This is a genomic window from Bacillus sp. es.036, from assembly GCF_002563635.1.
Lineage (GTDB): Bacteria > Bacillota > Bacilli > Bacillales > Guptibacillaceae > Guptibacillus.
The window spans coordinates 779328-799219 of record NZ_PDIZ01000001.1; the positions used below are offsets into that span (position 1 = coordinate 779328).

General features: G+C 40.9%; 28 protein-coding genes. 17 read left to right on the forward strand and 11 right to left on the reverse strand.

Features of this window, described 5'->3' with window-relative positions; translation table 11 throughout:
• Window positions 1–29 precede the first annotated feature (29 nt).
• The gene (locus ATG70_RS04090; RefSeq protein ID WP_257147611.1) at window positions 30–524 is read right to left on the reverse strand and encodes a GNAT family N-acetyltransferase; all 495 of its coding nucleotides are present in this window, start codon (window positions 522–524) and stop codon (window positions 30–32) included.
• 111 nt (window positions 525–635) lie between these two features.
• Between ATG70_RS04090 and ATG70_RS04095 the strand changes: the two genes are divergently transcribed.
• Together ATG70_RS04095 and ATG70_RS04100 are read left to right on the forward strand one after the other, a co-directional pair.
• Window positions 636–1304: a diphthine--ammonia ligase gene (locus ATG70_RS04095; RefSeq protein ID WP_098443097.1), complete on the forward strand. Its 669-nt coding sequence runs from the start codon at window positions 636–638 to the stop codon at window positions 1302–1304.
• 22 nt (window positions 1305–1326) lie between these two features.
• Window positions 1327–1908, forward strand: coding sequence for an SGNH/GDSL hydrolase family protein (locus ATG70_RS04100; RefSeq protein ID WP_098443098.1), 582 nt, complete (start codon window positions 1327–1329; stop codon window positions 1906–1908).
• 88 nt (window positions 1909–1996) lie between these two features.
• Here the strand turns inward: ATG70_RS04100 and ATG70_RS04105 are convergent, their stop codons facing one another.
• The 3 genes from ATG70_RS04105 to ATG70_RS04110 form a co-directional block, all read right to left on the reverse strand.
• Window positions 1997–2215 (reverse strand): DUF3813 domain-containing protein, encoded by a 219-nt coding sequence (locus ATG70_RS04105; RefSeq protein WP_098443099.1) that lies wholly within the window; start codon window positions 2213–2215, stop codon window positions 1997–1999.
• Between the two features lie 2 nt (window positions 2216–2217).
• Window positions 2218–2361, reverse strand: coding sequence for a hypothetical protein (locus tag ATG70_RS22325; protein WP_159782149.1), 144 nt, complete (start codon window positions 2359–2361; stop codon window positions 2218–2220).
• A 93-nt stretch (window positions 2362–2454) separates the two neighbouring features.
• Window positions 2455–3294 (reverse strand): Cof-type HAD-IIB family hydrolase, encoded by an 840-nt coding sequence (locus tag ATG70_RS04110; protein WP_098443100.1) that lies wholly within the window; start codon window positions 3292–3294, stop codon window positions 2455–2457.
• Between the two features lie 188 nt (window positions 3295–3482).
• Between ATG70_RS04110 and ATG70_RS04115 the strand changes: the two genes are divergently transcribed.
• The 3 genes from ATG70_RS04115 (at window position 3483) to ATG70_RS04125 (ending at window position 5092) form a co-directional block, all read left to right on the forward strand.
• Window positions 3483–3800, forward strand: a complete 318-nt coding sequence (locus tag ATG70_RS04115) for a hypothetical protein (RefSeq protein ID WP_098443101.1) — start codon at window positions 3483–3485, stop codon at window positions 3798–3800.
• A 121-nt stretch (window positions 3801–3921) separates the two neighbouring features.
• Window positions 3922–4689 carry a prolyl oligopeptidase family serine peptidase gene (locus tag ATG70_RS04120; protein WP_098443102.1) on the forward strand — a complete coding sequence of 256 codons (768 nt, stop codon included), beginning with the start codon at window positions 3922–3924 and terminating at the stop codon, window positions 4687–4689.
• 82 nt (window positions 4690–4771) lie between these two features.
• On the forward strand, window positions 4772–5092 hold the full coding sequence (locus ATG70_RS04125; RefSeq protein ID WP_098443103.1) for a metal-sulfur cluster assembly factor: 321 nt from the start codon (window positions 4772–4774) through the stop codon (window positions 5090–5092).
• Between the two features lie 80 nt (window positions 5093–5172).
• Here the strand turns inward: ATG70_RS04125 and ATG70_RS04130 are convergent, their stop codons facing one another.
• Window positions 5173–6852 carry a LysM peptidoglycan-binding domain-containing protein gene (locus tag ATG70_RS04130; protein ID WP_179886180.1) on the reverse strand — a complete coding sequence of 560 codons (1680 nt, stop codon included), beginning with the start codon at window positions 6850–6852 and terminating at the stop codon, window positions 5173–5175.
• Window positions 6853–6994: 142 nt separating this feature from the next.
• Between ATG70_RS04130 and ATG70_RS04135 the strand changes: the two genes are divergently transcribed.
• Genes ATG70_RS04135 through moaD form a run of 4 tightly spaced genes read left to right on the forward strand, consistent with a single transcriptional unit; the run spans window position 6995 to window position 9445 of the window.
• The gene (locus tag ATG70_RS04135) at window positions 6995–8254 is read left to right on the forward strand and encodes a molybdopterin molybdotransferase MoeA (protein WP_098443104.1); all 1260 of its coding nucleotides are present in this window, start codon (window positions 6995–6997) and stop codon (window positions 8252–8254) included.
• Window positions 8248–8751: a molybdopterin-guanine dinucleotide biosynthesis protein B gene (mobB, locus tag ATG70_RS04140; RefSeq protein ID WP_179886181.1), complete on the forward strand. Its 504-nt coding sequence runs from the start codon at window positions 8248–8250 to the stop codon at window positions 8749–8751. Before ATG70_RS04135 ends, mobB begins: the two co-directional genes overlap by 7 nt.
• Window positions 8752–8753: 2 nt before the next feature.
• On the forward strand, window positions 8754–9215 hold the full coding sequence (locus ATG70_RS04145) for a molybdenum cofactor biosynthesis protein MoaE (RefSeq protein ID WP_098443106.1): 462 nt from the start codon (window positions 8754–8756) through the stop codon (window positions 9213–9215).
• Complete coding sequence (gene moaD, locus ATG70_RS04150; protein WP_098443107.1) at window positions 9212–9445, forward strand: molybdopterin converting factor subunit 1; 234 nt, start codon at window positions 9212–9214, stop codon at window positions 9443–9445. The genes ATG70_RS04145 and moaD overlap by 4 nt, the downstream gene beginning before the upstream one ends.
• 663 nt (window positions 9446–10108) lie before the next feature.
• Here moaD and ATG70_RS04155 read toward each other — a convergent pair.
• Together ATG70_RS04155 and ATG70_RS04160 are read right to left on the reverse strand one after the other, a co-directional pair.
• Window positions 10109–10798 (reverse strand): Crp/Fnr family transcriptional regulator, encoded by a 690-nt coding sequence (locus ATG70_RS04155; protein WP_098443108.1) that lies wholly within the window; start codon window positions 10796–10798, stop codon window positions 10109–10111.
• 125 nt (window positions 10799–10923) lie between these two features.
• Window positions 10924–11718 (reverse strand): undecaprenyl-diphosphate phosphatase, encoded by a 795-nt coding sequence (locus tag ATG70_RS04160; RefSeq protein ID WP_098443109.1) that lies wholly within the window; start codon window positions 11716–11718, stop codon window positions 10924–10926.
• Between the two features lie 171 nt (window positions 11719–11889).
• Here ATG70_RS04160 and ATG70_RS04165 point away from each other — a divergent pair, with 171 nt between their 5' ends.
• Window positions 11890–12078: a YjzC family protein gene (locus ATG70_RS04165; RefSeq protein ID WP_098443110.1), complete on the forward strand. Its 189-nt coding sequence runs from the start codon at window positions 11890–11892 to the stop codon at window positions 12076–12078.
• Window positions 12079–12129: 51 nt separating this feature from the next.
• Here the strand turns inward: ATG70_RS04165 and ATG70_RS04170 are convergent, their stop codons facing one another.
• Window positions 12130–12309, reverse strand: coding sequence for a YjzD family protein (locus ATG70_RS04170; protein ID WP_098443111.1), 180 nt, complete (start codon window positions 12307–12309; stop codon window positions 12130–12132).
• A 72-nt stretch (window positions 12310–12381) separates the two neighbouring features.
• Window positions 12382–12843 carry a TspO/MBR family protein gene (locus ATG70_RS04175; protein WP_098443112.1) on the reverse strand — a complete coding sequence of 154 codons (462 nt, stop codon included), beginning with the start codon at window positions 12841–12843 and terminating at the stop codon, window positions 12382–12384.
• A 213-nt stretch (window positions 12844–13056) separates the two neighbouring features.
• Here ATG70_RS04175 and ATG70_RS04180 point away from each other — a divergent pair, with 213 nt between their 5' ends.
• On the forward strand, window positions 13057–13779 hold the full coding sequence (locus tag ATG70_RS04180; protein ID WP_098443113.1) for an alpha/beta hydrolase: 723 nt from the start codon (window positions 13057–13059) through the stop codon (window positions 13777–13779).
• Between the two features lie 4 nt (window positions 13780–13783).
• Here the strand turns inward: ATG70_RS04180 and ATG70_RS04185 are convergent, their stop codons facing one another.
• Entirely contained in the window at window positions 13784–14971 is a 1188-nt protein-coding gene (locus tag ATG70_RS04185; RefSeq protein ID WP_098443114.1) for an NAD(P)/FAD-dependent oxidoreductase, read from the reverse strand.
• 96 nt (window positions 14972–15067) lie between these two features.
• Here ATG70_RS04185 and ATG70_RS04190 point away from each other — a divergent pair, with 96 nt between their 5' ends.
• Genes ATG70_RS04190 through ATG70_RS22330 form a run of 4 tightly spaced genes read left to right on the forward strand, consistent with a single transcriptional unit; the run spans window position 15068 to window position 16941 of the window.
• Window positions 15068–15979, forward strand: a complete 912-nt coding sequence (locus ATG70_RS04190; RefSeq protein ID WP_098443115.1) for an NAD-dependent epimerase/dehydratase family protein — start codon at window positions 15068–15070, stop codon at window positions 15977–15979.
• A gap of 29 nt (window positions 15980–16008) precedes the next feature.
• The gene (locus tag ATG70_RS04195; protein WP_098443116.1) at window positions 16009–16563 is read left to right on the forward strand and encodes a DinB family protein; all 555 of its coding nucleotides are present in this window, start codon (window positions 16009–16011) and stop codon (window positions 16561–16563) included.
• 45 nt (window positions 16564–16608) lie between these two features.
• Complete coding sequence (locus tag ATG70_RS04200; protein WP_098443117.1) at window positions 16609–16785, forward strand: ComZ family protein; 177 nt, start codon at window positions 16609–16611, stop codon at window positions 16783–16785.
• A 12-nt stretch (window positions 16786–16797) separates the two neighbouring features.
• Entirely contained in the window at window positions 16798–16941 is a 144-nt protein-coding gene (locus ATG70_RS22330) for a hypothetical protein (RefSeq protein WP_159782169.1), read from the forward strand.
• Window positions 16942–16972: 31 nt separating this feature from the next.
• Here ATG70_RS22330 and ATG70_RS04205 read toward each other — a convergent pair whose 3' ends face one another.
• Entirely contained in the window at window positions 16973–17299 is a 327-nt protein-coding gene (locus ATG70_RS04205) for a YppG family protein (RefSeq protein WP_098443118.1), read from the reverse strand.
• A gap of 173 nt (window positions 17300–17472) precedes the next feature.
• On the opposite strand from ATG70_RS04205, the gene ATG70_RS04210 reads away from it, so the two are divergent.
• Both ATG70_RS04210 and fabF read left to right on the forward strand, forming a co-directional pair.
• Window positions 17473–18411 (forward strand): beta-ketoacyl-ACP synthase III, encoded by a 939-nt coding sequence (locus tag ATG70_RS04210; RefSeq protein ID WP_098443119.1) that lies wholly within the window; start codon window positions 17473–17475, stop codon window positions 18409–18411.
• Between the two features lie 34 nt (window positions 18412–18445).
• Window positions 18446–19684: a beta-ketoacyl-ACP synthase II gene (gene fabF, locus ATG70_RS04215; RefSeq protein ID WP_098443120.1), complete on the forward strand. Its 1239-nt coding sequence runs from the start codon at window positions 18446–18448 to the stop codon at window positions 19682–19684.
• The last annotated feature ends 208 nt before the right edge of the window (window positions 19685–19892 follow it).

Sequence of the window (19892 nt, forward strand, 5' to 3'; positions counted from 1 at the left end):
ACGCTCTTTGCAGCAAATAACCATTCTTGTTAAGAAGAGAAAGTAAAGCCGTAGCGTTTTGAGACAATATCGTGAAACCCAAGAGAATTATACAAATGCTTCGTAATCGCATTGTTAATGCCTGTTTCAAGTTCGATGCCTTTAATGCCCTCATTTTCTGCCCAATAGATCACATGAAGAAGTAGTTTTCTACCAATCCCTTGATTTCGAGCATCTGGGTCTACAAACAATTCGTTTAACCAAATATAAGGACCTCCACTAGCGAGACTAACTCCGATATTAAAAAAAGCTACGCCGAGTACATCATCGTCAGATTCTGCAATGACGATCCTTGAAGCTGTTTGTTCTTCAAGGGCAAGCTTTACCCCTTTAACGAGCTTTTCATAGCTTCCATTCTGATCAGAACGGGTAATTTGCTTCATTAATAGACTTGAAACCTTTTCAATCATTTCGTCATTTGTCTGGCTCGATAATTGGTACACATTCATTACCGTTCCACCTCCGTCATACTGTTTCGACCCCATCAACAACAATCCCTTTTTAGTGGTCGAGAATAAAATATTAATTTAATTGCTGGAAATTTGAAACATTCAGCCATTTCCATTCGTCTATAAGATAGGGAAGGAGCTTACAAGATGAATATGGTTTTTTCATGGAGCTCTGGAAAAGATAGCGCCATGGCTTTATATGACTGTCTCTCACACTCTCATTTTCAAGTGAAAACGTTATGGACAACGGTGAATGAAACGAATAGGTCCATTCCATTTCACGGCGTCGATACCGCGTTGTTAAAAAAACAAGCAGATGCAATCGGAATCCCTCTAACGATAACCAATTTACCAGATAATTGTACAAATAAGCAATACGAGAAGCTTGTTCGGAAGCAATATAAATCATTTCGAAAAGAAGGACTGGAAGGTGTCGCTTTTGCAGATTTGTATTTAGAGGACATACGCCACTATCGCAACACTCTTTTACAGGACTATCAATTAAAAGCCATCTATCCCATCTGGAAACAGTCAACTTTACATACAGCGAAACGATTTCTCGCCAATGGATTTAAAGCGATCATCACAACTGTCGATGAAACGAACCTTCAGAGTGATTGGGTAGGGGAACAATTCGATGAAACTTTTTTAAAAGCGATTCCAGAACACGTCGATCCGTGTGGAGAGAATGGTGAATTTCATACATTTGTTTATGATGGACCAATTTTCTCTAAAGCCGTTTCTTTTGATATAAAGGAGATTAGAAAAAAGGGATCCTTCCATACAGTGCGATTAACTACGAAATCGGAAAGGTAAGGAAAGAAGGGGGGAGAAGAAAATGCCGGTACTTGTTTGTTTTGGGGATTGTCTCACCGCTAGAGAAGTGGACGATAAAGGAAATGAGCGACTGACGTCTAGGATTAGAGGAGCTCTTGATGAATGGATTGTGATCAACGCAGGTTCAACGCCAACTTCTCGTGAAGGGGTGTCACGTTTTCAATCAGATGTTTTAAGTTACCAACCGGATTATGTCACCATTTTTTTTGGTACACAGGAAGCTTGCTTGATCGATGGTTCAGATATCAGTGAATTTGAAAGAAATATTGGGTATATGGTTAACAATCTTCCTCCGGAGCGAGTGATTTTGATATCACCTTCACCTGTGATGAATGAGGAAAATGCTTCGGTGACTAATTTGAAAATTGAAGGGTATGCTGATCGAATTCGTTTTTTGGCTAAGAAGTTTGGGACGAGACATATTGATCTCTGGCAACTGATACATGAAAGTCGAAAAAGTAAAACACTTTATGAGAAAGACGGTGTTCAGTTAAGTTCCAGGGGGTATAAACTGATTACGAAAGAAGTTTTAAAATCCCTTGGTAGAAAAACAAGGCTGAAACCGATGATTAAACTATTCTAATGAATCGGACGACAGAATTTTAGGAAGCGGCAAGTCCGAAAATAAAGAAACCCGTCACGAGTTGACGGGTTTCTTTTATGGGGAAAAATTAAAAGGGTTTATTGGATACTTCATGGCTAAGTTCTTGAATGACTTCCTGGTATGAAGTGAGCTGTTCTTTTTCAGCGCTAGTTGATTGATGGAAAGCTGCAGAAAGATTGTTAAGGGCCACGTTAATTTGATTTTGTGTATCTGGATGTCCGCTTGTAGCCATTTGTTCTGCTCTTTCTACCGCTTCACGCGCAAGTTGGAAATAACGATTTCCCATCTTCATTCACCACCAGACAAATTTTCTTGTTGCTGTTTCTTTCTTTGCTGACTGCTTAAACTTGTCAGGTCGTGCTGATCCATGTTTTGAACGGCACGATCTGCGCCTTCTTTTATCATTCGCTTTGTTTTGCTGTTCTTTGCCATGATTGAATCCCTCCCTTTCTCTTATAGGATGAGTTCATCAATCAGTTATTATTCTGCATTGATCTCTCCTTTTGAGAAAATAAAAAAGACAGCTTATGATAGCTGTCTTTTGTCAGAAATCGAGAGTTTCAGTCTTTCCTCAAGAAAAGTTGCAATCCCGTCTTCTTCATTTGTTACGGTCACTTCATTCGCGATATTTTTTAATTCATTAATTGCATTTCCCATCGCAACGCCAGTACCAGCGTATTCAATCATTTCAAGGTCATTGTCTTCATCGCCAAAAGCAATAATTCTCTCTTGAGGAACGTTAAAGTGAGTTGCTAAACGCTGCAAACCGACTGCTTTGTTTAATCCTGCTCGAACGATCTCGATGATATTTAATGGAGCAGCCCAAACCCTGTGCTCAATCATTTCCGCATGATGGTCTCTTAACATTTGGCGAAGATCCGCAAGCTGTTGTTCGTGCGGATGAATGAGAAGAGAGGTTGGATCATCTTTGAGATTTTTATGGATTTCCCCAGTGAAAATGGAAGAGTCATTCATAATCATATTTTGCATAATAAGCTCATCATGCTGATGCAGGTAAACATCATCAAGCACTTCAGCCATAATGTTTTTTACATTGATATCACTACAGGAAGAAACGATGGATTTCGCAGTAGTTAATTCCATTGGAGAATGAAGAGTTCCAAAAGAGCGATCGAGGGGATGGTGAACAAATGCCCCGTTAAAATTAACGATTGGAGAATCAAGTGCTAGTTCGTTATAATAGCGAACGCTTGCCCGATAAGGGCGACCTGTTGCGATTGCGACGTGATGACCTTGCCTTTTCGCTTCAAAGATGACAGATTTCGTGCGTTCTGAAATATTCTTTTCGCTGTTTAACAACGTGCCATCAAGATCAATTGCGATTAGATGCGGTTTAGTTGTCATAAAAGCTCCTTTGAAAAGTGTCTTTTTGGTGTAGCGCCTACAAACTTATTGTACATGGCATAAGATTACGTGTCTATTTTGTAATATTAAAATTTTGACAAAAGTATTAAAAGGAAACGATAGTCGTTTGAGGAATTATTAAGTAGGGTACACTTTAACTAACATTCCATTGGAGGTGGCAGTCGATTATGACTAAGAAACAAACATGGCTAATATCAAGTATTGCGGCAGGGACAATCGGCATTTCATCCTATTTGCTAAAGGATGAAGAAAAGAGAGCGAAACTAAAAACGAAGGCAAATGGTTTGCGTAAGCAAGTCTCAAAGAAATTTAGTGACAGCTTGCCAATCGAAAAAGCAGGCAACCCAACAACACCCGATCAATCAGATGATAGCGGAGATAGCAAGATGGTTTATGAAGGTTCACAGTTTCCAACTCAATATTACAATAAATTAGAAAATATGAAATCAGTTGAAAAAAGTCACGAAGAGCAAGTGAAAAATTAACGAATTTGACATGCAAGCATTGCTTGCATGTTTTTCTTTGCTATCCTTCCTTCAAATTTCTCATGTAACCATATGAATGGTACGATAGATAGGACGGTTACTAGAGGAAAGGGGTAAGCTAATGATTACAATTGTAAATGAATACATAGAGAATATACCCGTTCTACACGTTGTAGATGGTGAACTTGCTGATGAGAAACTGCCGCTCGTTATGTTTCAACATGGTTTTACTAGCGCAAAAGAACATAATCTACATATTGCCTACCTTCTAGCTGAAGAAGGGTATCGCGTACTTCTTCCTGATGCTGTTCATCACGGAGAACGCGAAAATGATTTATCAGGGAAAAAGCGTCAGTATGTGTTTTGGGAAATTGTGATTCAAAGTTTAACGGAGCTTGACCAACTGAGACAGCATCTTGTTGATCGAAATCTTGTTCAAGAAGATCGGATTGGGATGTCAGGCACTTCAATGGGAGGCATACTAACATTTGGGGCGCTTACGCAATATCCATGGATTAAAGCAGCTGTTTCCTTAATGGGGTCGCCGTCTTATTTTAAACTGGCGAACGCTCAAATTCGCTATTTGAAAGAAGAAGGATTCAGTCTTCCGATTTCTGAAGAAGAAATGAAAAAACAAATTGAAGGTTTACAGTCTTATGACCTTTCTTTACAAGAAGACAAACTTGATGGTCGTCCACTCATGATGTGGCATAGTACAGTAGATAAGGTCGTTCCGTATACACTTACGGATGATTTCTATCACCAGATTAAACCGCTCTATGAAGGGAAGGAAGAGCATCTTAAATTTATTAAAGATGAGACTTCCGGCCATAAAGTTTCACGAGAAGCTGTTCTTGCTTTAGTGGACTGGTTTAAAACTCATTTATAGAATTAAGCCTTTTCGGTTTAAGTTAAATCTGAATTTGTTATAATGAAAGTTGGAAGCACTTGTTATGAAAGGAGAGATTTCAATGTCTGATCAAACAGATCAAGAAATGAGAGATAAATTATTTGAAGCTCTGGAGAATGTAATTGACCCTGAGCTTGGGATAGACATCGTAAACCTTGGCCTCGTCTACGAAGCCGATCTTAACGATGAAGGTGTCGCTCAAGTCGTTATGACATTAACTGCAATGGGTTGCCCATTAGCAGGTACAATCGTTAATGACGTAAAACGCGCACTATCCGATGTGGAGGAAGTAAACGATGCTGATGTTAACATCGTTTGGAATCCACCATGGTCGAAAGACAACATGTCACGTTATGCAAAGATTGCACTTGGCATTACATGATTAGAAAAGGAAGAGGGGCTCCCTCTTCCTTTTTTTATGTTTTGTGAGCAATTATAGTAAAATGACGTTTCTATTCTATTCTATTCTGTGCGTTCAACGACGATTTTTTCGTTAATCATCTTCCAAATCGCAGGGTCTTCCATACCGAGTCGCCATAAGGCAACACCCTGGACACCAAGTTCATCGGCTAACCGAATTTTTGCTTCAATGCTTTGTTCGTTTTCAAACCAGACTTCGTGCTTATTTTCTTCCTCATCTGTATAGCGAAAGAAAGGTGTTTTCCGTTCTTCATCAAATTCGACTTCGGCGTTGTACTTCTTTTTTAATTTCATCGCCATATCATACGTGACGTAGGTGCTTTTTTCTTTATCAAGATTAAAATCAAAACCAAACACAGAAATAGCGGATACTAACTTTTCAGGAGGAATTCTCGTTTTGGCATATGTCATGACTTTCTCCATCCACCCGGCCGTCACGGCAGGACCTGGAGGGCTACCTGGCCAGCCAAATTCGTTATAAAGCATCACGATAAATTGATCAACAGCTTTGCCGATCTCAGCATAATTAAATGGATCTGAGAATGGATTAACGAGTTCATCTGAAGCTCTTGAAGGAACACTTGCTGAGAAGAAATACCCTTTCTTACGAAGCTCTTCTCCGATTGTCTGGTAAAGAAGCGTTAGTTTATCCGCATCTTCAATATAGACGTCTTCAATGTCAATATCGACCCCATCAAAATTATATTTTTCGATTAATTTAACGAGATTTTTTGCAAATGCTCTTCGGTTTTCCTCGCTTGAAACGAGTGTCTGAACTACCTTCTTACTTGGTTCGGTGTCGCCCCTTTTATACAGTAAGTTATGCACAACAGGCATGATTTTAATGTTTTGATCATGGGCAAGCTGGACGAGTTTCTCAATTTCTCTATCGCTAAACTTGCCGAACTTCTCAATTGTTGTTGGATTCTCTTGGCTGATCCGAAAAAGAAACAGAGCTAGCTGCGAAAGGGCGGATCGATTTGAAACAAATGATTTATAAGAAGAAGGGAGCGACGGGCCTTCTTCAAGCGTATAGTAACCGATAATCCGCGATACCGGCTTTTCATCTCCATACGCTTTAAATGTAACGAGGCTATCTGCTATCCACCCAGTCGTACCATCATATAACTGCACTTTGTACCAATTTCCACGAATACCTTCAACCGCAAGCTTTGCTCCAGTTCTCATTTGAGCAATGATATTATACCCTTTGCCTGGGCCAGTTCTTACATTCGCTCGGTCAGCTTTCACAACGACTTCTGTATATACTGGAATTTTCAATGTTTGACCTATTGAGAGCGCATCTGATGTTAAATCATTCATCACCTGAATACTTTGAGCTGTCGTACCATAATTTTGGGCAATGGTGTATAGACTGTCTCCTGCTTTTACTGTATAGTCAATGCGCATTGATCGAGAACGGTTTAGTGGGAGTTCAAGGTGCTGACCAACATAAATAAGGTTAGATGGCAGTTGATTTAGCTCTCTAACTTCTTCAACTGGAACACGGTAATCTTCTGAAATACTTAATAATGTATCACCCTGTTTTACGGTATACGTATGGTTAGTAGAAGAAGAGGGGATTCGTAGCATTTGTCCAACGTAAATGATGTTTGAATTAAGCTGGTTCATTTGCTTGATTTCATTCACGGATTGATCGTGCGATTCTGCAATTTTAAGCAGCGTATCGCCAGGCTTAACCCAATATTCTTTTTGAGGCATGATCATCACTCCTTTCCATATAAGATGCATCACTAACAATCTATTCACGGCCTTCTTTATTCATTCGAGTTTTCCATTTAAACGAAATGAGCGAATTTTTGTTACAATGAAGAGGAAAATGTGAACAGATGGAGATGAGATGATGGTCGAGAGAAGAAAACCAATCACAGTGGAAGAAGCTGTTCAAAAGGTAATGAACCTCTCTTATGAAGGAACGCTTGAAACAGTGCTATTAGAAGAAAGCGATGGGCGCCATCTCGGAGTCGCCGTTAAAGCCGATCATGATGTTCCACCATTTGATCGTTCACCTTATGATGGCTTTGCGATCCGAGCGGAAGATACATATGAAGCTTCGAAAGATACGCCAGTTAAATTGAAAGTTATTGAAGAAATTGGAGCAGGCACTGTGGCCTCCAAAGTCCCTGAGAAAAACGAGGCGATTCGTATTATGACGGGGGCCGCTATACCTGAAGGGACGAATGCAGTGTTCATGCTTGAACTTGTTCAAGAAATCGAGGAAGAAGATCAGCCATTCATTCAGGTGAAGCGGAAAGTAGTTAAGGGAGACAATCTTTCTTTACGTGGAGAAGATACACAGGAAGGAACCGTACTTATTGAAAAAGGGACTCTCATTACGCCTGGCGTGAAGGCGCTTCTTGCAACGTTTGGATATGCAAACGTTCCAGTTGCTCGTAAACCGGAAGTAGGCATATACGCTACTGGTACAGAACTATTGGATCCTGATCAAGCGCTTCAACCAGGAAAGATACGGAATAGTAATTCACCTATGATCGAAGGACAGGTAAAGGAGGCGGGAGCCACACCGCTTTATTTTGGAAAATTAGAGGATAACTTTGAAACGAGTTTTTCTTCAATCAAAGCTGCGTTAACAAAAGTAGATTTTCTCATTACAACGGGAGGCGTATCGGTAGGCGATTATGATTACCTTCCTGCGATCTATGAGAAATTAGGGGCAACGGTGTTATTTAATAAAGTAGGAATGAGACCGGGTAGTGTGACGACGGTTGCTGAATGGAATGGGAAATTACTATTTGGTCTATCTGGAAATCCTTCTGCCTGTTTTGTAGGCTTTGAGTTATTCGCAAGACCCATCATTAAGCGTGCGCTCTTTTCGAAGTATCCTTATCGCATGAAAAGCCAGGGAGAACTGTTAACGAACTTTCCAAAACCTAACCCGTTCACAAGGTTTGTACGAAGTAGAGTAGAGGAGAAAAACGGTCGACTTTATGTGAAACCAACGGGACTTGATAAATCAGGAAGCGTGACCTCTCTCGCCGAAGCAAATGCTTTTGTCGTATTACCTGGAGGAACACGTGGATTCGAGGCTGGAGATACAGTTGAACTACTCCATCTTCGTGAGGATGGATCAGCTACGTGGTAAAAACGCCGGTGATTCAGGTCGTAGGGTACCAAAATAGTGGGAAGACGCTTTTTGCTGAAAAAATGATTGAACAAGCGTCATCACACGGCATAAAGGTTGGCGTGATTAAGCATCATGGACACGGAAGACCTGACGTATATGATGAGAAAAAAGATACAGGACGCCATCGGAATGCCGGAGCCGTTGTTACGGGGGTTAGCGGTGGCGGAATGGTTTCTATTCATGCAACGCAGGGAAGCGAATGGGAACTTGAACAGTTAGTTCGTTTATACGATTCATTTGATCTTGATCTTATTTTAGTGGAAGGGTTCAAAGATGAGAACTATCCAAAGATTGTGCTTTTAAGAAATAAAGATGATCTTCACTTGTTAAACAAAACTCACATCATTGGAACGATTGTGAAAGAAGCTCACGATGTTTCGGTTGATAATAGCTACTTTTATGATCAAATGTACGACTGTATAGAAGATGTGTTGAAGCATGTTAGGAGAGGGTAACAATGGAATATTATAAGATAACTTCTGAAGAGATTGATATTAATCAAGTAATAACTAGCGTGATCCGTCCTGAAGCTGGGGCAATCAACTCGTTTATTGGCACGGTAAGAGAATTTACTGGTGAAAAGCAGACCGTTTCGCTACAGTATGAAGCCTATCCTTCTATGGCTGAAAAACAGCTGAAAAGAATCGGAATAGAAATTCGCGAGCAGTGGCCTAATGTCCAAACATCGATTGTTCATCGAATCGGAAAATTAGCTATTAGTGATATTGCTGTTGTGATTGCTGTCGCATCCCCTCATCGAGCAGAAAGTTATGAAGCAAGTCGCTATGCGATTGAGCGAATCAAGGAAATAGTCCCAATTTGGAAAAAGGAATACTGGACTGATGGACAAGAATGGATAGGAGATCAGCTTGAAAACACGGCATACAAAAATGGAGCACCGAAGGAGGAGAAAGAATGATTACTGTTCTTTTCTTTGCAAAACAGCAGGAACAACTTGGCTTGGAAAAGGTAGAGCGCTCTGAATCAAAGCTCCCTGTTTCTGAGCTGAAACAAAAACTGATAGAGGATTATCCTGAGCTTTCTCTTGCTCATACGATGACAGCGATTAATGAAGAGTATGCGGAAGAAGATCAAGTCATAAACGATCGCGATGTTGTCGCGTTTATTCCACCGGTTAGTGGAGGCTAAGTATTAAAACACCCAAATGGGTGTTTTTTGTTTGAGAAGGTGCTTGAGCAGTTTCGCGGATATATTCGTGTTTTCGCGGAATTATTAACCGATTTCGCGGAATAAATCAGATTATCGCGGAATTGATGGTCGAAAGGGGGCGATATCCTGCGGATTTATGCGGGATGGTTCGGCTTTTCGATGATCCAGCTGCGCGGGCCAAATCCTCCGGCTGTTTCGCCCTTTCGATTGAGACAAAAATCGTCTCATTCGAAAGAGCTCCAACATCCTGCGGATCTAAACGGGCCCGCTCCGCTTTTCGATGATCCAGCTGCGACTTTCAGAAACTGCGATATTTCACTCTTTCACCAGAACACAAAGGGCGTGTTCTAGTTCAAGAGTTCCAATATCTCCGTTTCTAAACGCTCGTCTTCGCTTTTCTTTGATCCAGCTGCAGTGGGCAGACACTCGGTCACTTCACCATCCAACTCGAACACAAAGAGCGTGTTCAATTTGGATGGCTCCAGTGCCTGTCGTGTCTAAACGGGCGCTTCCGCTTTTCATAAGATCCAGCTGCGCGGGCCAAATCCTCCGGCTGTTTCGCCCTTTCGATTGAGACAAAAAGCGTCTCATTCGAAAGGGCTCCAACATCCTGCGGATTTAAGCAGGCCCGCTCCGCTTTTCCTATAACCTACAAATCGTTATTGGGCAGTCTTCGCAGTGGATGGCGCAGCGGAGGAATTCGAGGTTGTGAATGGTGATGATTCCTTGTTTGACTGAGACAATGTTGGCTTTTTTTAGTTCGCTTAGGATGCGGTTGACGCTTTCTCTTGTAAGACCGCAGAAGTTGCCTAATTCTTGATTGGTCAGGGGAATGTCGATTAGGATGTCATCGTTTTTTTTGACGCCATATGTATTGGATAGACGAATTAAAGTAGAGTAGAGAGCTCCTTTTTTTCCGTGTAACAATAGATCTCGAAACTTAGATTGGTTTTTTCTAAAATTCTCGCCCATGAATTTCATGAACTGAGTGGCGAGGATGGCATCGCTCGTTAATGTTTCTTCAAGGTGGGCCTGTTTAACGAAGGTAGCTTTTACTTTATCAACCGCCCAGGCATTTGCAGAAAAGTTAAGCTGCCCTGTATAAAGCGCAAGTTCTCCGATAAGATCACCAGGCTGACAAATTTGAAGCGTTAGTTCTCTGCCTTCGGAGGTCAGTTTGTTTAATCGCACGTTTCCAGACTGTATAAGAAAAAGGCGATCCGCTTTCATCCCATCCATATAAAGTGGTTCGTCTTTTTGAAATGAAATTGATTCGCCTTCTTCAGCAATCCACTTTTTTAGTGCATCAGAGTTGATCGTATCTTTTTTCATTTTCAGCCTCCCTGGATCAATTTACGTACTATTATCCCACGTTACCTTTCTCCACTACAACCATCATTTCCTTGTATTTGTCATATTCTATGTTATAAAGCATATAAAAAACCGGCATTAGCCGGTTAGAAAATAAGGACAAGTGCTCCTACGATAAAGCAATAAATGGAGAAATAAATCAAATTACCTCGAGCCATAATATTCATAAACCACTTTAATGAATAGTACGAAGCTGTAAGGGATAATAAAAAGGCTATAATATAAGGGATAAGCATATCGCCAAATTGAAGGTCGCCAATGCTGAGGATCATTGACCCTACGCTAACTGGGATAAACAATAAGAAAGAAAAGCGTAGCGCAGTTTCTTGCTTCATTCCAAGTCCCATGGCAGCTACAATCGTTGCACCAGAACGACTAATCCCAGGAATTAAGGCCACCGCCTGAGCTAGCCCTACAATTAGCGCATCTTTAAAGTTAAGAGCGGATTCGCCTTTTGATCCGCGCAAGTTACGAATAAGCCATAGCGCGAGACCCGTAATGATCAAGGTAGCTCCTACTACTTTAAGACCTTTTAATTGTTCACCAATGAAATCTTCAAATAGTAAGCCGAGAACCGCTGCAGGAATCGTTGCAACGACAAGGTAAACGATGAACATAAATTCGCTTTTGGACTCTTTATCTCGAGAGACAACGTATCGTACCCCGTGAGAAGTGAGGCGAATTAGGTCATTGCGGTAAATAAGAAGAACCGCAAGTAATGAGGCAAAGTTCATTAAAATTTCAAAACTAAGTCCTTTAATTTCTACCCCAAATACTTTTTGTGCTATGACAAGGTGTCCACTTGATGAGATTGGAATTGGTTCAGTGAAGCCTTGTAGTAAACCAAGAAAAGCGTATTTAAGTAATTCCAACAGTTCCATGAGTAATGCTCCTCCAGTAATTGTTACAAGATAAATTGACACATGTAACCATTAAACACCAGTCCTTCCATTTTTGTAAAGGGAAATTTTTAGTCAAGTTACATAAAAGAGTATTCGCTGATGAATGCTGATAGAGGGGGCAAATTTAGACAAGTGGAAGGAGGGGGATGTATGGGCGGAGAAAATCGTCAGTTTACACCTGGGCAAAAAGCGCCAAACAATGGAGTATACATTGAAATCGGAGAGACAGGTGGAATGGTGAAAGATCCGAAACAAATTGAACTACGTGCCGGTGAGGCGTTTCCTGAATGTTCAAATCAAAATCGGAAGTGGTCAAGGGAACCTAAACCGCATCACTAATAGCAAACAAAGATTGCACAAAAAAACAAGCGCCGCAAAAGGCGCTTGTTTTTACTGTTCTGCAGGATCGGAGATGAGACCTTCTCCTATTACCATTGCCGCAACGGCTATAGCTACTCCAAAAAGAGATGCGGCTCCAAATTCATAATGGCCGCCTTGCATGGATGCAAGTACGTAGAAAATCATATTACTCAGTAGAAAACCCCAAATAATTGCCCATAAAAAACGCACGAAATTCACCTCATTTGTAAACGTATTCTATCGAATATCATACCACAAAACGATCCCGTTCATCTATCAATTTTAATTCATCGAATAAATTAGCCACGATAAATAAGTCGCAAAGGATGTCCAAAGGAAATAAGGGACTAATAACCAGCCTGCGACTCGATTTTGTCTGCCTGCAAGAAAGATAAGAATGAGCGTTGTAATCGCGATAAACAGTGCATCCATAAAGGTTGCAAACAGCGCGTGAAGATTAAATTGCAAGTAACTAAACGCTTGATTCAATATGTAGTTAATACCCAGCAGTGAAATGTACTCACTATTATGGCGATCAAAGCCGCGTTTTTGGTAGACAATCGCTGTCGACAATGCGATGAAACCAAAAAGAATTGCCCAAATCATGCCGATAACGGAGCCGTCTGGTGTCCAGTCTGGCTTTGATAACGAGGTATACCAATCGGCGTCAAAAGGAAAGAGGAAACCAGAAATACTAAAAAGAAGGTACACAGCTACAAAAACGAGAATAGTTGATTTTTTCATTCTTTATCACCACCTTCTTTTCAATACCCAAAAATATCCTAACTCATGCAAAGGTATAGTTGGAAAAAGGGAACATATAATGGCGGAAGGGGTTTTTATCATTTTTTTAGTAAGTGAAAAGGGGAAATTCCCGATAAATAGGCACTTCACCCTTTCTTCCAAATGCCACTTGCATACGTTATACAGAAAGTGATAAAAGGGCGAGGGGAGAGTATGTGTATTCGTAAACGAGCCTATCAATTAGACGGGGAGTGGACGATCGTTCTCGTCCCTGAACGGCCTAACGGGTTTGGCATTTTCATAATAGGTGGTTTAGCTCATTTTGTAGACGATAATACGAGTTTTTGGTTGCAAAATCACACCCGTCAAGGAATGGTTGCTGATTTTCTTGATGCGGGCTATACCGTATACACAAGCAACTTGTATGGTCGGCACTGGGGTTCACCAAAAGCTGTGAAATTAACGGAAAGAATCTATAATCTAGTGCATAAACAAGAAATTCTTAATCCAAGGATCCATGTCGTCGCAGAGGGAATGGGGGTTCTTGCTGCAAATGCTTTCTTAAACAATCGTCAACCCCTCATTCGTTCAGCCGCACTATTCAATCCTTGTTTTGATGTGAAAAGTCTTGTTCACCAAGAACAGCTGAATCGGCTCTTTTATAAAAGGTTAGTCAAGGAAATGGCTCGAGCCTATGAAATTCAAAGTGAAGAGGTTATTTCTAAAATAGAAGAAAAAGAAATGATAACGTCTACTTGTCCGATTAAAGTATGGCATCATTCGCTTAAAAGTCCATACTCGCTTGAACAAATTCGAGTGTATGAACGTGTTCAGAGGGAGATTGGCTATCCCATTGAACTTGCACTATTAAGCGATAGCTATCAATCCCTAGGTAAAAAAATGGTTCGCTTTTTTCAAGAACATGAAAAGCTCTAAGTAACTAACGCTTCAGTCTTGTAATGTCCATTGCTGGATGATGCCCGTATAAAATAAGATCTTTAAGGATTTCAGCACCAAGCATACTGTAAACTGTACCGTTTCCACCATAACCAAGCATAAAATAGACGCCGTCATATTTGGGGTGCTTCCCAATGTAAGGAAGACCGTCTTTCGTTGAGCCGAAGATGGCACTCCATTCAAAAGCAATTGACGTTTCGATGGAAGGAAACAGTTCATGCAGTTTATTCAACAATTGCTGACCTTCCTGTTCTAGCTTTTCTTCTTTATTTAAATTGGCATCCAATCCACCAATGAGGATACGGCGATCTGGAGTTGTCCTTAAATAGTAGTATGGGCGATCCGTTTCCCAAATGAGTGATTGGTTGTGCCAACCAGGAAATTGGTCAATGGGTTCTGTTGCGATTGTATAGGTGCGCTCTAGTAGGGCGCCTTTTGTTTTGGCAAACTCTTGTGTTCCATAGCCAGTTGCATAGATAACGTGTTTCGTACGAATTTCTCCCTTTTCAGTTTGGAAAATTAGTTCTTTATTATGAAATTGGTGAGAAAGCACTTCAGTATGTTCAAATATGTTCACACCTAGATCGGCTGCATGACTTGCAAGAGCTAGGGCGAATTTATAGGGATTTACTTCTGCCTCGGCTTTCGTGTAGATTCCCGCAGGTGCCTTGAAGGAGTAGAGGTTTTCAATGGCAGTGGAATCTAAATAATCAGCGTTAAAACCATGTTCTATTAAAGCATCGTACTCCTTTTTCAGTTTTTTAGCATGGTGTTCATTACTTGCGAAATAAAGGCTCTCCGCCCGCTTGAAATCGGTTTTTTCTTTTAAAGTGGCGTTATACTTATCGAGTTCATCAATTGCCTTTAAACAAAGCTTATAGAAATAGACAGCTTTTTCTTTCCCGAACTGGTCGATAAGGTCTATTAACATGGCGTCATTAGAAAATTGGAGAAGACCAGTATTCGCAGAAGTACTTCCAGAGGCAATTGTATCTTTTTCAATTAAAACGGTATCGATATGGTAGTCTGCAAGCATTCTGGCCATAACTGATCCTGACATTCCTCCACCAATGATTAACACATCACATGTAACGGTGGTTGTAAGTTCTGGAAATGATCGTGCCTTTTCTACAGTTGTTGGCCAAAATAGATTTCCATGATGTAGCTCCATGATAAAAATCCTCCCTTTTCAATCAGCGACAATGATAACGCTATTAGAATGATCGTACTGAAAGAAAAGTATTCTTAAAGAAGTTGAGGTGGGAATATGAAGAAAGTGTTTATAACGGGTGGGTTAGGGTTTATTGGTTATCATTTAACCGATTTTCTTTTAAATAAAGGAATTGAAGTCGTAGGAATCGATGGGAAAGTAGAGGAAAGAAGAAAAGCTGAATATGAGATGAAAGAAATGATGCTTCTGAGAAACGCGAATTACAAACAAATAAACAGTCGGATTGAGGAAGCTTCCTTAGATCATCTATCGAAAGACTGTGATACGATTTTTCACCTTAGTTCTCCAAAAGTTATAAATATGAAACAAGGTTCAAAAATGATTGAAAATAGTCTGGATTGTACTCGAAACGTAGTGGAAGCTTCCAAAGGAAAAGTGCTCGTTCATTTATCGAGCACAGAGGTATTTGGTACACGGTATGGAAGTATTACGGAAAGAACGCCTCATCATCCTCATTCGAATGTTGGAAAGCTAAAATCAGCAGAGGAACACATTCTTCTGAATCGAAAAAGTGATATCGTAAAAATTTTACGTCTGCCGCTTGTATATGGTCCGTGGCAACCGTCCCATCATGTTTTTCAACACTATTTCTTACATCATAAGCTTCCACTTAAATATGAGGAAGAAGGGTTAAACGCTCATTTCGATGCTGTATATGTAAAAGACGTTTGTGAGTCCATTTATCAAGCCGCAATACGGCGTGAACAGTCAGAAACGTTCAATCTAACGAGTGGAAGAGAAGGAGAATGGCAAAGAGGAGTCGAATGGTGTATAGGAGATTCAATAGACTTACATGGTGAAAAGAAACTAAGGTGTGGGATTTCAAACAAACAATGTGCAAGTAAGCTTGGTTTTACAAACATCACGTCTATTGAAGAAGGACTGCACCAACAGCGTCTGCACACTGAAAAAATGATCGCATTTGATCCTTCAATCTACTTAACGTAATTTCACTGACTGAGAAGGGAAGATTCTGGATGATTGAAAAAACACTTGGTAATTATGATGTACATGATTCCTCTCATGGCCTTCAAGCTTTAAAGGAAACGAGGGGAAAACTTCTTTCAATGGTAAGTGACATTGAATTTCAGGAACTTCACTATGGATACTCAAGTTTTCCTACAGTAGGAGCTTACTTACTTCATATTGCACAAATCGAGCTTTGGTGGGTGAAAAATGCGCTTATGGGTGAAAGTGTAACAGAGGAAGAGAAAGAGCGGTACTATTTTCAGGAAGCACAAGTTATCGCTGCACCTGATGACAAAGAACTTTCCTGGTTCTTAGCTCGTCTTGCCGAAGCTCGTGATTATATTCGAGCGTATTTTAATCAGTTATCAGACGTGGAATACCGGAAGCCTGGACCAGAAATTACGATTAATGGGGAAACGCTTCGCTATTCTCCTGAATGGATTATTAGCCATTTAATTGATCATGAAGCATACCATAGAGGACAGGCTGCAATGGTATTGAAAATGGTTTCCGGACAGCGAGAAGCATGGGAGCATTTCAATACGCCGTATTTGTCGTTATAATAGAGGGTGAGCCTTTTAGGCGAAAGTGAAATAGGAGTGAATGAAATGGATCAAAACATGAGATTTATGCAAATTGCAATGAAGTATTTACCTGAAGCGAAACAATCGCTCGGTGAACAGGACATTGAACTTGATCTTGAAAAAATGCAGCCGCTACTTCAGCTCTTTCTTAAAGCGATGGATGATGCTTATGAGCTTGGAAAGCAGGATGCACAGGAGTAAGGAGAGTATAAAATGGGCCGTAAAGCTTTCTGGATCTGGTTTGTCCCACTTGGTGGCTTATTGATAGGCATCTTGATTGGCAGTTTTAGTTTAATGGTCATCTCTGGTATCTTATTATTTATTAGTGCAGGAAGCATGCTGTTTCTTTCCAAATGAATTGAAAAGACGTGAAGCCACGTCTTTTCAATTATTTTACGAATAAGTTAAGCAATGATCCCATTTGTTTTACCATAGGTGTGATTTGTTGAACTGTATTCATCATTTTAGGAAAGTCATATTGGCCGTTTTGCTTTTTGAACTGGTTCATAAATGGCTGCCCACCGGGATATCCCTGATAAGGACCGTATGGTTGTTGGTAATAAGGATGGGGGTAGTAGGGCTGCCCACCGGGATGATAATTTTGCCCCTGATAGGGTGGTGGATAAGGCGGATAAGGTGTGAACGGCTGTTGCTGATACGGTTGATAGCCAGAGGGTTGATGATAATATGACTGTTGCTGATAATACGGATACATCCATCTATCCTCCTTCAATAAAGTTTACTTATAGCTTAGCTTATGAAGCGCGCGCGCAAAAGGTGTGTGCTAGGCAGTCAGGTAGACAAATCATTCAATATGGCTTAAAATTAGTACCAGCTACTAAAGATTGGTTTTAAGTACGAAAATATCCTATAAAGGGGAAATTCAAGATGAACGCTGGTTTACTAGGTGTAGGACATTATGTACCAGAACGTGTATTAACCAACCACGACTTAGAGAAAATGGTTGATACATCTGACGAATGGATCCGCACTCGAACAGGTATCGAGGAAAGAAGAATCGCAGATGATGATATGAATACATCGGATATGGCTTATTTAGCTTCAAAAAAAGCCCTTGAAGATGCTAATATAAAAGCGGAAGATCTGGACCTTATTTTAGTTGCGACCGTAACTCCAGACTATCCATTTCCATCAGTTGGCTGTTTGCTTCAAGAGAAACTAGGAGCAACTAATGCTGCTGCAATGGATTTAAGTGCAGCTTGTGCAGGTTTCATGTATGGCATGATTACAGCTGGACAGTTCATTAACAACGATACTTACAAAAACATCCTAGTTGTAGGGGTTGAAAAACTTTCGAAAATTACGGACTGGGAAGATCGAAACACCGCGGTTCTCTTTGGTGATGGTGCTGGAGCTGCAGTCATTGGCCCAGTAACAGAAGGAAGAGGGATCCTTTCATTTGAACTTGGTTCAGATGGGGCAGGTGCCAAGCATCTCTACCAGGAGCCAAATGGCTTTATGGCAATGAACGGCAGAGAAGTGTTTAAGTTTGCCGTAAGACAAATGGGTCAGTCAGCTATTAATGTGATTGATAAGGCCGGTTTAACAAAGGAAGATGTTGATTTCTTAATTCCTCATCAGGCAAATATCAGAATTATGGAAGCATCCAGACAACGACTGGAACTCCCGGTTGAAAAGATGGCAACAACGGTGAAGAAGTATGGAAATACATCATCATCGACCATTCCAATTGCGCTTTCAGAAGCAATGGAAGAAGGCAGAGTGAAGGATGACGATGTTGTGATTCTTGTTGGTTTCGGAGGCGGTTTAACTTGGGGAGCCGTTGCCCTCAAATTAGGACGCTAAAACGGTAGTAGTGAAAAAAGGAGCGCTGGTATAAATGAAGAGAAGAGTTGTTATTACCGGGTTGGGGACAGTTTCCCCACTTGGAAATTCATTAGAGGAAACGTGGACAAATGTATTGAATGGTGTTTCTGGGATCAACCCATTAACTCGTTTAGATAAAGATCAGTTCGCAGCAAAAGTTTCAGGAGAAGCGCTTGAATTTGATCCAGAAAAATTCATGGACCGTAAAGAAGCTCGTAAAATGGACAGGTTTACACAGTTTGCTGTAGCCGCTTCTCAAATGGCTGTTGAAGATGCTGGTTTAAAGATTAATGAAGAAAATGCTGAGAGAGTTGGCGTTTGGATCGGATCAGGTATAGGCGGTATGGAAACGTATGAATCACAATTCCGTACGTTCATGGATAAAGGCGCTCGTCGCGTTAGTCCATTCTTCGTTCCGATGATGATTCCAGATATGGCGTCAGGTCAAGTTTCCATTATGCTTGGAGCAAAAGGAATTAACTCATGTACCGTAACTGCCTGTGCTTCAGGAACGAACTCAATCGGTGATTCGTTTAAAGTGATTCAGCGAGGTGATGCGGATGTGATGATCACCGGTGGATCTGAAGCGCCGATTACAAGCATGAGCGTAGCTGGATTTGGTTCAATGAAAGCACTATCTACTAATGCTGACCCAGCATCTGCAAGTCGCCCATTTGATGCAAACCGTGATGGGTTTGTCATTGGAGAAGGTGCTGGAATTCTTGTCATTGAAAGCCTTGAGTCTGCTGAAAAACGCGGTGCAAAAATTTATGCAGAAATCGTAGGTTACGGTTCTACTGGTGATGCGTATCACGTTACGCAACCTGCACCTGAAGGAGAAGGTGGTGCAAGAGCCATGCAACAAGCAATTGATGATGCTGGTCTTTCTCCAACCGATATTGGCTATATTAACGCACACGGAACAAGTACAGATTATAACGACAAGTTTGAAACTGCCGCGATTAAGTCTGTGTTTGGAGAGCATGCTTATAAGCTTGCTGTTAGTTCGACAAAGTCGATGACTGGTCATTTACTTGGAGCAGCTGGCGCAGTTGAAGGTGTATTCTGTGCAAAGGTGTTAGAAGAAGGAATTCTTCCACCTACGATTAACTACGAAACGCCAGATCCAAACTGTGATCTTGACTATGTGCCAAATAAAGCCCGCAAAGCTGAAGTGAAAGCTGTTATGAATAATTCACTTGGTTTTGGTGGTCACAATGCAACGTTGGTGTTTAAGAAATTCGTGAAGTAAAGAACGTAACCTCTGGGGGAAATCCCGGGGGTTATTTTTTTATCTGAAATATCTTTATTTCTAAACGCTCGTCTCCGCTTTTCATGATCCAGCTACGCGGGCCAAATCCTTCGGCTGTTTCACCTTTTTGATTGAGACAAAAAGAGTCTCATTCAAAAAGGCTCCAACATCCTGCGGATTTAAGCGGGCCCGCTCCGCTTTTCATGAT

Bases quoted from the DNA above. Each gene is read 5' to 3' on its own strand.
- ATG70_RS04205 (WP_098443118.1), bottom strand. From the start codon at position 17,299: ATGTATCCGTATTATCAGCAACAGTCATATTATCATCAACCCTCTGGC.
- ATG70_RS04120 (WP_098443102.1), top strand. From the start codon at position 3,922: ATGATTACAATTGTAAATGAATACATAGAGAATATACCCGTTCTACAC.
- ATG70_RS22325 (WP_159782149.1), bottom strand. From the start codon at position 2,361: ATGGCAAAGAACAGCAAAACAAAGCGAATGATAAAAGAAGGCGCAGAT.
- ATG70_RS04195 (WP_098443116.1), top strand. From the start codon at position 16,009: ATGATTGAAAAAACACTTGGTAATTATGATGTACATGATTCCTCTCAT.
- ATG70_RS22330 (WP_159782169.1), top strand. From the start codon at position 16,798: ATGGGCCGTAAAGCTTTCTGGATCTGGTTTGTCCCACTTGGTGGCTTA.
- ATG70_RS04175 (WP_098443112.1), bottom strand. From the start codon at position 12,843: ATGAAAAAATCAACTATTCTCGTTTTTGTAGCTGTGTACCTTCTTTTT.
- ATG70_RS04155 (WP_098443108.1), bottom strand. From the start codon at position 10,798: ATGAAAAAAGATACGATCAACTCTGATGCACTAAAAAAGTGGATTGCT.
- ATG70_RS04130 (WP_179886180.1), bottom strand. From the start codon at position 6,852: ATGCCTCAAAAAGAATATTGGGTTAAGCCTGGCGATACGCTGCTTAAA.
- ATG70_RS04185 (WP_098443114.1), bottom strand. From the start codon at position 14,971: ATGGAGCTACATCATGGAAATCTATTTTGGCCAACAACTGTAGAAAAG.
- ATG70_RS04210 (WP_098443119.1), top strand. From the start codon at position 17,473: ATGAACGCTGGTTTACTAGGTGTAGGACATTATGTACCAGAACGTGTA.
- ATG70_RS04145 (WP_098443106.1), top strand. From the start codon at position 8,754: ATGGAATATTATAAGATAACTTCTGAAGAGATTGATATTAATCAAGTA.
- ATG70_RS04125 (WP_098443103.1), top strand. From the start codon at position 4,772: ATGTCTGATCAAACAGATCAAGAAATGAGAGATAAATTATTTGAAGCT.
- ATG70_RS04135 (WP_098443104.1), top strand. From the start codon at position 6,995: ATGGTCGAGAGAAGAAAACCAATCACAGTGGAAGAAGCTGTTCAAAAG.
- ATG70_RS04110 (WP_098443100.1), bottom strand. From the start codon at position 3,294: ATGACAACTAAACCGCATCTAATCGCAATTGATCTTGATGGCACGTTG.
- fabF (WP_098443120.1), top strand. From the start codon at position 18,446: ATGAAGAGAAGAGTTGTTATTACCGGGTTGGGGACAGTTTCCCCACTT.
- ATG70_RS04190 (WP_098443115.1), top strand. From the start codon at position 15,068: ATGAAGAAAGTGTTTATAACGGGTGGGTTAGGGTTTATTGGTTATCAT.
- ATG70_RS04105 (WP_098443099.1), bottom strand. From the start codon at position 2,215: ATGGGAAATCGTTATTTCCAACTTGCGCGTGAAGCGGTAGAAAGAGCA.
- ATG70_RS04090 (WP_257147611.1), bottom strand. From the start codon at position 524: ATGGGGTCGAAACAGTATGACGGAGGTGGAACGGTAATGAATGTGTAC.
- ATG70_RS04200 (WP_098443117.1), top strand. From the start codon at position 16,609: ATGGATCAAAACATGAGATTTATGCAAATTGCAATGAAGTATTTACCT.
- moaD (WP_098443107.1), top strand. From the start codon at position 9,212: ATGATTACTGTTCTTTTCTTTGCAAAACAGCAGGAACAACTTGGCTTG.
- ATG70_RS04095 (WP_098443097.1), top strand. From the start codon at position 636: ATGAATATGGTTTTTTCATGGAGCTCTGGAAAAGATAGCGCCATGGCT.
- ATG70_RS04100 (WP_098443098.1), top strand. From the start codon at position 1,327: ATGCCGGTACTTGTTTGTTTTGGGGATTGTCTCACCGCTAGAGAAGTG.
- ATG70_RS04160 (WP_098443109.1), bottom strand. From the start codon at position 11,718: ATGGAACTGTTGGAATTACTTAAATACGCTTTTCTTGGTTTACTACAA.
- ATG70_RS04165 (WP_098443110.1), top strand. From the start codon at position 11,890: ATGGGCGGAGAAAATCGTCAGTTTACACCTGGGCAAAAAGCGCCAAAC.
- ATG70_RS04180 (WP_098443113.1), top strand. From the start codon at position 13,057: ATGTGTATTCGTAAACGAGCCTATCAATTAGACGGGGAGTGGACGATC.
- ATG70_RS04115 (WP_098443101.1), top strand. From the start codon at position 3,483: ATGACTAAGAAACAAACATGGCTAATATCAAGTATTGCGGCAGGGACA.